This window comes from Kitasatospora sp. NPDC034023 (assembly GCF_055575795.1).
In genome coordinates this window covers 36,736-48,772 of the sequence record NZ_JBVIRY010000039.1, presented here as the reverse complement: position 1 = coordinate 48,772, position 12,037 = coordinate 36,736, and the positions used below count along the sequence as shown (strand labels likewise).

The 12,037-nt window shown below is 74.5% G+C and carries 12 protein-coding genes; 3 read left to right on the top strand and 9 right to left on the bottom strand.

Going from position 1 to position 12,037, the window contains the following annotated elements; genetic code table 11:
• Window positions 1-10: 10 nt before the first annotated feature.
• From ACZ52R_RS36290 to ACZ52R_RS36280, 3 genes are all read right to left on the bottom strand, one after another.
• Window positions 11-661, bottom strand: coding sequence for a vitamin K epoxide reductase family protein (locus ACZ52R_RS36290; protein WP_465754961.1), 651 nt, complete (start codon window positions 659-661; stop codon window positions 11-13).
• A gap of 145 nt (window positions 662-806) precedes the next feature.
• Window positions 807-1,619, bottom strand: a complete 813-nt coding sequence (locus tag ACZ52R_RS36285; protein WP_360491699.1) for a DsbA family protein — start codon at window positions 1,617-1,619, stop codon at window positions 807-809.
• A 174-nt stretch (window positions 1,620-1,793) separates the two neighbouring features.
• Complete coding sequence (locus tag ACZ52R_RS36280; protein ID WP_465754960.1) at window positions 1,794-2,468, bottom strand: hypothetical protein; 675 nt, start codon at window positions 2,466-2,468, stop codon at window positions 1,794-1,796.
• A 159-nt stretch (window positions 2,469-2,627) separates the two neighbouring features.
• Here ACZ52R_RS36280 and ACZ52R_RS36275 point away from each other — a divergent pair, with 159 nt between their 5' ends.
• Complete coding sequence (locus tag ACZ52R_RS36275) at window positions 2,628-3,506, top strand: CHAD domain-containing protein (protein WP_465624921.1); 879 nt, start codon at window positions 2,628-2,630, stop codon at window positions 3,504-3,506.
• A 23-nt stretch (window positions 3,507-3,529) separates the two neighbouring features.
• On the opposite strand, the gene ACZ52R_RS36270 is transcribed toward ACZ52R_RS36275, so the two are convergent.
• Complete coding sequence (locus tag ACZ52R_RS36270) at window positions 3,530-4,318, bottom strand: uracil-DNA glycosylase (RefSeq protein ID WP_465624923.1); 789 nt, start codon at window positions 4,316-4,318, stop codon at window positions 3,530-3,532.
• 230 nt (window positions 4,319-4,548) lie between these two features.
• Here ACZ52R_RS36270 and ACZ52R_RS36265 point away from each other — a divergent pair, with 230 nt between their 5' ends.
• Together ACZ52R_RS36265 and ACZ52R_RS36260 are read left to right on the top strand one after the other, a co-directional pair.
• Entirely contained in the window at window positions 4,549-5,541 is a 993-nt protein-coding gene (locus ACZ52R_RS36265) for a slipin family protein (RefSeq protein ID WP_465624925.1), read from the top strand.
• Window positions 5,542-5,616: 75 nt separating this feature from the next.
• Complete coding sequence (locus ACZ52R_RS36260; RefSeq protein WP_360491684.1) at window positions 5,617-6,066, top strand: CBS domain-containing protein; 450 nt, start codon at window positions 5,617-5,619, stop codon at window positions 6,064-6,066.
• 74 nt (window positions 6,067-6,140) lie between these two features.
• Here ACZ52R_RS36260 and ACZ52R_RS36255 read toward each other — a convergent pair whose 3' ends face one another.
• The 5 genes from ACZ52R_RS36255 to ACZ52R_RS36235 form a co-directional block, all read right to left on the bottom strand.
• Window positions 6,141-6,560 (bottom strand): PaaI family thioesterase, encoded by a 420-nt coding sequence (locus ACZ52R_RS36255; RefSeq protein WP_465624927.1) that lies wholly within the window; start codon window positions 6,558-6,560, stop codon window positions 6,141-6,143.
• Window positions 6,561-6,592: 32 nt separating this feature from the next.
• A complete protein-coding gene (locus ACZ52R_RS36250; RefSeq protein ID WP_465754959.1) occupies window positions 6,593-6,715 on the bottom strand; it encodes a hypothetical protein in 123 nt (40 codons plus the stop codon).
• Window positions 6,712-9,603 (bottom strand): FAD-binding and (Fe-S)-binding domain-containing protein, encoded by a 2,892-nt coding sequence (locus ACZ52R_RS36245; RefSeq protein WP_465754958.1) that lies wholly within the window; start codon window positions 9,601-9,603, stop codon window positions 6,712-6,714. Before ACZ52R_RS36245 ends, ACZ52R_RS36250 begins: the two co-directional genes overlap by 4 nt.
• Window positions 9,604-9,809: 206 nt before the next feature.
• The gene (locus tag ACZ52R_RS36240; RefSeq protein ID WP_465624931.1) at window positions 9,810-10,814 is read right to left on the bottom strand and encodes a glycosyltransferase family 2 protein; all 1,005 of its coding nucleotides are present in this window, start codon (window positions 10,812-10,814) and stop codon (window positions 9,810-9,812) included.
• A 228-nt stretch (window positions 10,815-11,042) separates the two neighbouring features.
• On the bottom strand, window positions 11,043-11,717 hold the full coding sequence (locus ACZ52R_RS36235) for an aggregation-promoting factor C-terminal-like domain-containing protein (RefSeq protein WP_465754957.1): 675 nt from the start codon (window positions 11,715-11,717) through the stop codon (window positions 11,043-11,045).
• Window positions 11,718-12,037 lie beyond the last annotated feature (320 nt).

The following is a 12,037-nucleotide window of genomic DNA, read 5'->3' as shown; positions in this document are numbered from 1 at the left end:
TGACGGGCGGTCAGAGGAGCGTGCTCCAGTAGGACCAGAACCGGTTCAGCACCAGCAGCGCGATCACCGCCGCCCACAGCACCGGCAGCGCCCAGTGGTAGCGGGCCGCCTCCCGCACGACCACCCGAAGGCGGGGGCCCACCGGGATCACCCCGCTGCGCAGGTTGTGCAGCGTCGTGTACCAGAACAGCGCCGCCACCGTCGCCCACACCACCATGCAGTACGGGCACAGCGCGCCGATCTCGTACAGCGCCTGGTCCACCAGCCAGTGCACGAACACCACACCCAGCGCGGTGCCCGCGTGCAGGCCCAGCCAGAACCAGCGTCGGTACGCGGCACCGGAGAGCAGCCCCGCCCCGATCGCCGCCAGGGCGCCGAAGGCCGCCAGGCCCAGCAGCGGGTTCGGGAAGCCGAAGACCTCCGCCTGCTCGGTGCGCATCACCGAGCCGCAGCTGATCACCGGATTGATGTTGCAGCTGGGGATGTAGGAGGGGTTCTCCAGGATGCGGAGCTTGTCGAAGGTCAGGACGGCCGAGGCGGCCAGACCGATCAGGCCGCCGAGGAACAGCAGGACCGCGTAGGCCCGGCTCGCCCCGACCGGGGCCCGTCCGGCGGCGTCGGGAGCGGGACTGGAGAGGTGCACGGTGGCAGTGGCGGACATGGCAGCACACTCCGGAGGCTGACTGGGAGGGGCCGGCCCGGCCGGGAGTTCGGCCGGGCCGGTGGTGCCGTGCTGAAGGGCGTTGCTACGGGCCGGACTACGGGCCGGACTACGGGCCGGACTACGGGCCGGACTACGGGCTGGACTACAGGCCGGCGGCCTGCTTGACCTGGGCGGTGAACTGCTCCGGCGAGACCACGGCCTTGCCGCTGAACAGCGTGACCGGCTTGCCGTCCACCTGCACCGTCGGAGTGCCGGTCACCCCGCTGTCGTTGAACGCGTCGGCGACCTTCGCCGCCCACGGCGCGTAGGTCTTGTCGGTGACCGCCTTCACGAAGGCGTCCGTCTTCAGCCCGGGCACCTGGCCGGCCAGGTCCAGGATGTGGTTGACGTCGCCGAAGCCGTCCTCGCGCTCGTCCGGCTGGTTGGCGTACAGCACGTCGTGGAACTGCTTGAACTTGTCCACGCCCTCGTTCAGCGCGGCGCCCGCGGCGGCCAGCGCGGTGCGCGAACCCTTGCCGCCGAGGTTCTTGTCCAGGAAGGCCGCCAGGTGGAACTCCACCTTGATCTGGCCGTCCTCGGTGAGCTTCTTGACGGTCTCGCCGTTCGCCGCCTCGAAGTGCTTGCAGATCGGGCAGCGGAAGTCCTCGTAGACCTCCATGGTGTGCGGGGCGTCGGCCTTGCCGTAGGTGATCACCGTGCCGTCCGGGCCGCCGGCGTTGGCCGGGACGACCAGCGCGGCCGAGGTGGCGGCCGCGGAGCCCTTGTCGTCCTTGTTCGAGGCCGAGTCGATCGCGACGGCGACACCGCCCGCGAGGGCGAGCACGACAACCGCGGAGACGGTCACGACGATCCGCTGACGGCGCTTGGCGGCCTGCTGCTCGCGGCGCTGCGCCTCCTGGATCCGCTCACGGACACTGATGCGCTGGGCCTGCTGCTTGCCGGGGGCCTGAACCATGGGAATTCAACTCCTGTACGCGGCGCGCGGGTGCGCGCGGGGAACCGCACCGGGTGCGGCGGGGTCGGGGGAACGCGGGAGTCGTGCGCACTGCCTGCGGGCGTACGGGGGCCGTGGTCCGGCCGGGTACGGAAGAAACGATCGGCGTCCGGGAGGGACCCGGTACGGAAGCGATCAGCAGGCAGGCGCGAAAGCCGGCGGGCCACGCCGGGGAGCCGGGCTCAGCACCACGTCCTCGCGGCGTGGCCGCGCGCGGTCCGACACCGGCAGCGGGACCCGCAGCACCGGGCGCGCCGGGGCCGGGACCAGCAGGACGAGCAGGGCGCGCAACGGCCGGGCCAGCGACTCGCGCAGCGCGCGCAGCGCCCGGGCCAGGCCCGACAGGGCCGAGTCGCCCAGCCGCAGCCAGACGGCGGCGGCCAGCGCGATCACCAGGTGCACCAGCAGGAGCAGCAGTTGGGTCACGGCGGGCGCCAACTGCCCGGCGTGGCCCAACGGCCCCGCGAGCAGCGACCCGTCCATCGAACCGCCGCCGCAGACCAGCAGGTTCACCCCGCGCGCGGGGACCTGCGCGGACAGCACCGGCCCACAGCCGGTCTGGCCCAGGTTGAACGTGGTGTTGAGCAGCAGCTCGACCGGGACCATCACGGCGGAGATGTGCAGCAACCGCCGCTCCCCGCCGGCCAGTGCGGCCGCGACCAGGAAGACGGCGACACCCGCCGAGGCCACCAGCGACAGCGGCAGCGGGCGGCCGGTGATGACCACCTGGCCCAACGCGGCCATCGGCACGGCGAGCGCGGTGAACACCGCGGCCCGCAGGGCCCTGGTCGCATGGGTGGAGGTCGTCACGCTCCGGAGTATGCCATGACGCTCACACCCGGCACGAGGGCGCATGGGCCCTTGCCCTTACTCCTGACGCGCCCTCAACGGGACGTGGGGTCGACACCGGCCGCGGCCGGACTAGCCTGGGAAGAGTTCCCGGCGGCCCCGACGAGGGGATGGACGCGCATGGCGAAACCCGAGACCACGGTGGGGCAGGTGCTGTTGGCCCGCGTCGAGGCCCAGGCAGCGGTGCTGGCCGGCCTGGACGACGCCGTCCGGGCCGACGAACCGGACGCCGTGCACAGGATGCGGGTCGCCTGCCGACGGCTGCGCAGCGCCCTGCGGACCTTCCGACGGCTCTTCACCCCCGGCGCGACGGACGAGCTGGTCACGGAGCTGCGCTGGCTGGGCGCCGCCCTCGGCGGCGCGCGCGACCTCGAGGTGCTCGCCGAACGGCTGGCCGCCCAGGCCCGTGAGCTGCCCGCCGAGTGCGGGCCGGAGCGGGTCGCCGCCGCGCTCGAGCGGTGGGGCGAGACCGAGTACCGCCGGGTCCGGCCCGAGGTAGCCGCCGCCCTCGACAGCCCACGCCGGCGGGCCCTCGGCGACGCCCTCACCGCCTTCCTCGCCGACCCGCCGCTGCGCGGCCGGGCCGCCCGTCCCGCCCTTCCCGAGCTGTCCCGGATCGCCGCCCGCGAACAGGACCGCACCGCCGGCCGCGTCCGGGCGGCCCTCGCCGCCGACTCCGAGGACCGCGACCACGCCCTCCACGACGCCCGCAAGGCCGCCAAGCGCGCCCGCTACGCCGGTGAGACCGCCACCCCGGCGGCCGGCGCGCGGGCCGAGCGCTACGTGCGGCGGATGAAGGCCGTCCAGGACGTCCTCGGCGAACACCAGGACGCCGTGGTCGCCGCCGCCACCCTCGCCGCCCAGCCGGTCGCCGCCTCCGAGCGCTTCGGCTACGGCGCCCTGTACGGCCGCCAGCTCGCCGTGGAGGCGGCGGCGCGTGAGCGTCTGCCGGGGGTGTGGAAGCGGGCGGGCAAACGCAAGCTCACCCGGTTCGGGTAGCCGTTCGGCCCGGGCGGCCCGCGCTACGCGGGGCTGAGCCCCGCCGAGCGGGCCGCCTCGCGCAGCAGGTCGCGCAGCATCGTGGTGGTCAGGCGGCCGGTGTTCGTGTTGCGCGGGCTCACGTGGTAGCAGCCGTAGAGCCGCAGCGGCGGGCCGCCGTCACGGGCGGCAAGGTCGACCCGGGCGGCGTGGCCGAAGGCGGGCCTGGGCCGGGGGACCTGCCAGCCGGCGTCCGCGATCACCGGGAGCAGGGCCTGCCAGGCGAAGCCGCCGAGGGCGACCACGGTCCGTACGGTCGGGCGCAGCAGCTGCAGTTCGCGGGTGATCCAGGGACGGCAGGTGTCGCGTTCGGCGGTGCTCGGCTTGTTGTCGGGCGGGGCGCAGCGGACCGGGTCGGTGATCCGCACGCCGTACAGCTCCAGGCCGTCGCCGTAGCGGACGGAGTGCGGGCGGTTGGCGAGCCCGAGGTCGTGGAGCGCCGCGTAGAGCAGGTCGCCGGAGGGGTCGCCGGTGAAGATCCGGCCGGTGCGGTTGGCGCCGTGGGCGGCGGGGGCGAGGCCGACCAGGACGAGCGGGGCGTCGGGCGGGCCGAAGCCGGGGATCGGCCGGGCCCAGTAGTCCCAGTCCTGGTAGGCGCGGCGCTTGGTGCGGGCGGTCTCCTCGCGCCATGCGACCAGGCGGGGGCAGGCCCGGCAGCCGGTGACCACGCGGTCCAGGGCGGCCAGTCCGGTGACCCGGGCGGCGGCCTCGGCGGGGTGGCGGGGGTCGCCGGGATCGTCGGCGGGGGACTGCGGCGTGGCCGTGGGCGGCATGGCCCCGATCCTAGGGGGTCGGCCGCGTCGGGCTCGGGGGTTCCTGACGGTTCCTGCCTGCTCTGAGGGGTTCACCCCGCTATATCCGTCTTCCTTCTGGTATATCCGGTTCGATCCGGCCGCGGCCGGGCAGACGTAGCGTGGAGGCAGTTGCTCCGGTGGCCCCCGGCCCGGCCGGGCCGGCGGTGGCCGGACACGCCGGTGTGCGCGCAGGCCGCGAGGAGGCCGCGATGATCGTCGATGCGGTGCTGGGGGTCCTCGGGGGGCTGGCCGGGCTGGGGGCGCTCTGGGCGGCCATGAGCCTCAGGGTGGTCCAGCAGTTCCAGAAGGGCGTGGTGTTCCGATTCGGGAAGGTGCGCGCCGAGGTGCGCCAGCCCGGGCTGGTGGCCCTGATGCCGGTCGCGGACCGGCTGCGCAGGGTGAACGTGCAGATCGTGACGATGCCGATCCCGGCGCAGGAGGGCATCACCCGGGACAACGTGACCGTGCGGGTCGACGCGGTGGTCTACTTCCGCGTGGTGGACCCGGTCAAGGCGACGGTCAACGTGCAGGACTACAACTTCGCGATCTCCCAGGTCGCGCAGACCTCGCTGCGCTCGATCATCGGCAAGAGCGAGCTGGACGATCTGCTGGCCAACCGGGAACCGATCAACCAGGGGCTGGAGTTGATGATCGACAGCCCGGCGCTGGGCTGGGGCATCGAGATCGACCGGGTGGAGATCAAGGACGTCGCGCTGCCGGAGTCGATGAAGCGCTCGATCGCCCGGCAGGCCGAGGCCGAGCGGGAACGCCGCGCGCGGATCATCACGGCGGACGGCGAGTACCAGGCCTCCGAGCGGCTGTCGGCGGCGGCGGCGGTGATGAGCGCGACCCCGGCCGCCCTCCAACTGCGGCTGCTGCAGACCGTGGTGGAGGTGGCGGCGGAGAAGAACTCGACGCTGGTGCTGCCCTTCCCGGTGGAACTGCTGCGCTTCCTGGACAGCTCGACCGAGGTCCAGCAGCGGAACCTGCTGACGGCCGCCGCGGTCGCCGCCGGGGCGAAGGCCGCGGAGGAGGCCGTGAAGAGCGGGGAGGTCTCCGAGGTCGAACTCGACAAGGAGCCGCCCCCGCACGAACTCCCGCGGCTCGATGATCTGTTGGAGCGCTCGCCGGTGGAGGCCGCGGAATCGCCGGACGGCAGTGCCGGGCGCGGCGCCGGAGCCGAGCCGGAACCGCAGCCCTGACCGGCGCCCGGTGGCGTCGGCCACACACCCGGACCACGATGGACAGGGGCAGGAAGCCAGGTCAGGAGGCGGACCATGACCAAAGCCAGCGACATCATGCACCCGGGCGCGGAGTGCATCCGCGAGCACGAGACGCTCGCCGCCGCCGCCCGGATCATGCGGGAACGTGACGTGGGCGCCCTGCCCATCTGTGGGCCCGGCGACAAGCTGCTGGGCATCGTGACCGACCGCGACATCGTGCTGCGTTGCGTCGCCGAGGGCCGTGACCCGGCGGCGGTGACGGCGGGCGAGCTGGCGCAGGGGCGGCCGATGACGGTGGAGGCCGACGAGGACTGCGAACAGGTGCTGCGGGTGATGGAGCAGTACCAGGTGCGCCGGCTGCCGGTGATCAACCACCCGGAGCACAAGCTGGTCGGCATGATCAGCGAGGCGGACATCGCGCGCGGTATGCCGCAGTCCCGGGTGGCCGAGTTCGTGTCGGCGGTCTGCGCGGAGGAGGCGCCCTCGCCGACCGCCCTGAGCTGACACCGCCGTACGCAACCGCCGTACGCACGCGGGCTGTGGCCCCGCCCTCGCCGGGCGGGGCCGCAGCCGTGGCGTCAGCCCAGGGCGTAGACGGTGGTGGCGTGGGCGGCGGGCTCCTCGGTTCCCTCGGCCCCCTCGGGGGTGAGGGTGATGTCGAGGAAGGCGATCCGGCGGCCGAGCTTGGTGATCCGGGCGTGCACCAGGACGTCCTGCCCGACGACCGCCCGCTGGAAGGTGGTGGACTGCTGGACGGTGGTCATCGGGCCGAAGCCGCCGCGCGCGGCCGAGATCGCGACCACGCAGGCGGTGTCGGCGGCGGCCATCAGCGCCTGGCCGGACAGCCCGCCGCCCTCGCGGGCGAGCTGGTCGGACCAGGGCAGCCGCAGCACGGCGTGCCGCTCGCCGGTCTCGACGGCGGACAGGCCGAGAGCCTGCACCCAGGGGGCGAAGTGGTCGGCCAGGAGCTTGTCCGCCTCGGCGGTGGTGAGGGTCATCGCGCCATTGTGGCGGGGGTGTTGGCGCGGTGTCAGGAGGTCGGCGCGGCCAGGGTGTCGAGGTGGCGGTGGAGCGCCGCGCGCAGGTCCACCGGACCGACCAGGTCGGGGTGCCGGTGGTGTCGGGGCCTTCCTCGCCGGGCGCGCGTAGTCACTCGGGGTGGCGCAGCTCCCTGGCGATCAGCTCCGCCAGGTGCAACGCCTGCCTGCCGTCGGCGAGTTGGGCGATCTGGGTGCGGCAGCTGAAGCCGTCCGCCAGCACCACCGTCTCCGGCCCGGCCGCCCGGACCTCGGGCAGCAGCACCCGCTCGGCGATCGCCTCGGACACCTCGAAGTGCCCGCTTTCGAAGCCGAAGTTACCCGCCAGCCCGCAGCAGCCGGAATCCAACACCCGGTTGTGCAGGCCCAGTCGGGCCTCGACCCGACGGTCCGCGGCGCTGCCGAGCACCGCGTGCTGGTGGCAGTGGGTCTGGGTGACGGCGTCCAGCGGGATCCGCGGGAGTGGGGCGTCCGGGGCGTACTCGTCGATGAACTCGGCGAAGGTGCGGGTGCGTTCGGCGAGCGGGCGGCCGTCCGGGCCGAGCAGCCGGGGCAGGTCCTCGCGCAGGGTGGCCGTGCAGCTGGGGTCCAGGCCGACCACGGGGGTGTCGGCCTGGAGCCCGTCCGCCGCCAGCACCCGCAGGCTGCGCCGCAACACCCGGCGGGCGGTGCCGAGTTGGCCGGTTGAGTGCCAGGTGAGGCCGCAGCAGACCGGGCCCGAGGGCAGCCGGACGTCGAAACCCAGGTGCTCCAGCACCTCGACGGCCGAGCGCAGGACGTTCGGCTGCAGGTGGTCGGAGAAGGTGTCCGGCCACAGCAGCACCGGCCGTGCGCCCGCCGGTGCCGGGTGCGTGGCGCGGTGCCGCCGGTACCAGGCGGTGAAGGTCTGCGGCGGGAACACCGGCAGCACCCGGCGCGGGTCGATCCCGCCGAGCCGCTTGAGCGTCCCGCCGAGCGGTGAGCGGGCCAGTGTGTTGGCGGCCCCGGGCGCGAGCGCGACGGCCCGCAGCCAGAGCGGCAGCCAGCCCATCGAGTAGTGCGAGCGCGGGCGTGGCCGGTGCCGGTAGTGCTGGTACAGGAACTCCGTCTTGTAGGTCGCCATGTCGACGTGCACCGGGCAGTCGCTCGCGCAGCCCTTGCAGCTCAGGCAGAGGTCCAGCGCCTCCCGGACCTCCTCGGACCGCCAGCCGTCGGGGATCGCGTCCCCCCGCAGCATCTCGGCGAGCAGCCGCGCCCGGCCCCGGGTGGAGTGCCGTTCCTCGCCGGTGGCCATGTAGCTCGGGCACATCACCCCGGTGGTCGGGTCCACGCACTTGGCGACGCCCACGCAGCGGTGCACCGCCTTGGCCAGGCTCCCGCCGTCCTGCTCGTACGGCAGGGCGAGCGGCAGCGGGCGGCGCGGGGCGGTGACGAAGCGCAGGTCGGCGTCGAGCGGGCGCGGGTCGACCAGGGCGCCCGGGTTGAGCAGGTTCTCCGGGTCCCAGATCCGTTTGAACTCGCCGAACAGGTCGATGACTTCAGGCGGGTACATGCGTGGCAGCAGTTCGGCGCGGGCCTGCCCGTCGCCGTGCTCGCCGGAGAGCGAACCGCCGTACGAGACCGCCAGATCGGCCGCCTGCTCCAGGAACTCCCGGAAGACCAGCACCCCTTGGGGCTGGTCCAGCGGGAAGTCGATCCGCAGGTGCACGCAGCCGTCGCCGAAGTGCCCGTACGGGACGCCGCGCAGGCTGTGCCGGCGCAGCAGGGCGCGCAGGTCCCGCAGGTAGTCGCCGAGCCGCTCGGGCGGGACGGCGGAGTCCTCCCAGCCGGGCCAGGCCTCCGCGCCCCCGGGCAGCCGGGTGACGATCCCGGCGCCGGCCTCCCGGACGGCCCACAGCTGGCGCTGCTCGGCGGCGTCGGTGACCAGGGCGACGGTGGCCGAACGCTCGCGGCGCACCGCGTCGGCGAGCCGGCGCGCGGCCTGGTAGGCCTCCAGCGGGGTGGCGCCGCCCGTCTCCAGGAACAGCCAGCACTCCCCGGCGGGCAGCCGGTCCAGCGCGGGTGGGCGGGGGCCGGCGGCCAGCAGCGCGGCGATCAGGTCGGCCGCCATGCCCTCGGCGGTCAGCGGCCCGAACGGCAGCAGCGCGGGGACGGCGTCGGCGGCGGCGCCCTCGTCGGGGTAGCCCGCCACCACCAGGGCGCGCGCGGGCGGGTCCTCGACGAGGCGGACGGTGGCGCCGAGCAGCAGCGCACAGGTGCCCTCGGTGCCGGTGAGCGCCCGGGCGAGGTCGTGGCCGTGCTCGGGCAGCAGCGCGTCCAGCGGGTAGCCGGAGGTGCGGTGCGGCAGCCGCGGCATCCCCTGGCGGATGGTGGCGAGGTTGCGGTCGGTGAACTCCTGGAGCTGCGTGTGGAGTTCGCCGACCCGGCCGGGCAGGGCGCGCAGCGCCGCGCGCTCCTGCGAGCCGAGCCGGCCGCCGACGGTCAGCTCGGTGCCGTCGGCGAGCAGCAGCTCCAGCCGCTCGACGTTGTCGGTGGTGCGCCCCCAGGCGAGCGAGTGCGAGCCGCAGGAGTCGTTGCCGATCATGCCGCCGATGGTGCAGCGGCTGTGCGTGGACGGGTCCGGGCCGAAGCGCAGCCCGTACGGTTTGGCGGCGCGCTGGAGGTCGTCCAGGACGGTGCCGGGCCGCACGCGCGCGGTACGGGCCTGCGGGTCGATCTCCAGGACCTCGCCGAGGTGGCGGCGGAAGTCCAGCACCACCGCGCCCGGGCCGATCGCCTGCCCGCCGATGCTGGTCCCGGCGCCGCGCGGCACCACCGGCACGCGGTACTCGCGGCACAGCGCCAGCGTCGTGCGCACGTCGTCCGGGTCGGCGGGCTTGACCACGCCGAGCGGCAGATGCCGGTAGTTGGAGGCGTCGTGGCTGTAGACGGTCCGTTCGGCGGCGCCGAAGCGGACCTCCCCGCGCAGGACGGCGGCCAGCTCACGGGCCAGCGCGGCCCCGGGGACGGCGGACGGACGGCTCACCAGGGACCTCCCGGGCGGTGCGGCGGACACGGCTCCGCCGATGATCGCAGCCGGGGCGCCGCCCGGGTACCGGGCGCGACGGGGGTACCACCGACGGAGTGTCGGGTGACCCTCCCGCGGCCGTGATCACCGACTCCGCGCCCGACTCCGCGCCCGACCCCCCGGTCGACCCCGCGCCCGACTCTGTGCCCGACCCCGCAGCCGGCTTACTTCCGCCCGGTGAGGGTTCCGCGCGCGATGTGGGAGAGCTTGGCGACTTCGAACGCCGGGTAGGCGCCGCCGGCCAGCAGCGAGAACTTGATCCCCTCGCGGCCGCCCGGCCGGCGGTGGCCCGGCGGCTGGAAGCGGCGGTGGTGCTCGGCGGCCCGGTGGAAGAACTGCGGCCGCTCGGCCCGGGAGACGCAGCCGGCGAGGTCGAAGACGAACAGGTAGTGCCGGATCATCCGGACGAACATCGCGTCGCGCACCGCGTACAGGTGCGGCAGGTCCTCCAGCAGGGCGAAGCTGCGCTCATACTGCTCGAACAGGTCGAAGACGCTGCTGCCGGGCCCGCCGGCCGGGTGGACGGTCTCCCGGCGGCGCAGCTGGACGCACTCGCGCGGCAGGACGGCGGCCTTCTGCGCGCCGAGCAGGGCCGCGTGCACCACCGGGACCTCCTCGTAGCGGCCGGTCGGGAAGGCGAGCCCCAGCCCCTCCCAGTGGCCGCGGCGGATCAGCCGGTCCCAGCTCAGCGGCGGCGCGCCGAACAGCGCGGGCCGGTCGAACGGCGCGAACACCTCGGGGCCGGCCTCGGCGAGCAGCGCCTCGGCCCCGCCCGGCCAGTCCCGGTCCTGGTGGCGGCGGGAGTGGCCGAACAGCAGGACGTCCACCGGACCGGTCTGCTTGAGCCGGTCGGCGAGCGTCTGGAGCGCGTCCCGGGGCAGCAGGTGGTCGGCGTCGAGGAACAGCAGGTACTCGCCGCTCGCCCGCGCCGCCCCCGCGTTCCGGCCCACCCCGACCCCGACCGACGCGTTCAGGTGCAGCGCCGACACCCGCGGATGCCGCGCCGCGTACGCGTCGGCGAGCTCGCCGGCGGTCTCGGGCGAGCGGTCGGCGACCACGATCACCTCGACGTCGGCCAGGGACTGCGCGAGCAGCGAGTCCAGGCAATCGGCGAGCTGTTTGTGCTGGTCGTAGGCGGAGAGTACGACGCTGATCAGCGGTGAGGGCATGACGCCGGAGCGTAAGAGGGCGCGCGAACCGTGGCAAAGCCCTGACGGTGCGTAATTACGAGCAATTGGCGGCAAATCGTACGACCGTACGCCATATCTTCACGTCGCCTTCCGGACGCGTCCACGTCAGGCGACAGATGCCGCAAGGCCCGCGACGCGGAGTGCGTCGCGGGCCGGGAGGATCGGGCGGGGAGTGCCGAGCCGGGAAAGCCGAGCCGGAGGGTCGGCTTAGTACCAGTGGTGCGCCTGCCAGAACGACCAGGCGCCGCAGGGGCTGCCGTAGCGGGTGTTCATGTAGTCCAGGCCCCACTTGATCTGGGTGGCCGGGTTGGTGCGCCAGTCGGCGCCCGCGGAGGCCATCTTGGAGCCCGGCAGGGCCTGGACCAGGCCGTAGGCGCCGGAGGAGGCGTTGACGGCCAGCGGGTTCCAGCTGCTCTCGCGGAACACGATGTTGCTGAAGCACTGCAGCTGGCCGGCCGGGACGATCTGCGCGGCGATCTGCTGCGGGGTGCCGGAGTAGGCGGCGGCGAGGTTCGGACGCTCCTGGGAGCGGGAGGCGGCGGCCTCGGCGTCGGCCCTGGCCTTGGCGTCCGCCTGGGCCTTCGCCTCGACCTCGGCCTGCGCCTGCGCCTGGGCCTGGGCCTGGGCCTGCGCCTGCGCGGCGGCGTCCGCGTCGGCCTTGGCCTGGGCGGCCTGGGCGGCCTGCTGGGCAGCGGCAGCGGTGTCAGCCTGGGCCTGGTCGGTGACCGGCTTGCCGTCCACCGAGACGGCGGCCGCGGGTGCGGCGGCCTCGACGGTGTTCCCGGCCTGCGGGATGGCGAGGGCGGCGGTGGCGGCGCTCGCGACCACGAGGGTGGCGATACCGGTGATCAGGGAGTTGCGGCGGGCATGGCTGAGCTGCATGAAGCGGGCGTTCCTTCTCCGTCGGGGCCCGCGCCGGTTTGCCGGGCACGGGGCATCGCACGGGCTCCGGGTGAGCGGGGCCCGCGCGGCCGTCCGGGACGGCCGTGGCGCCCCGGGTGAAGCGGCGGGGCGGGCGGGCTGCGCGGCGGACCGGGGGTCGGCCGCGCTGCCTGGCGACTGGCCATTCTTGGCAGGGCTCGAGACGGGTGGCAAAGGCGCGCGCTACTACGTCACGTAGTAACCCCACGGCGGTCATGCGAAAGCGCGACGGTAGATTTGAGGTGATTTGTCCGGATTGCGAACCCGAGGGTCAAGCAGCG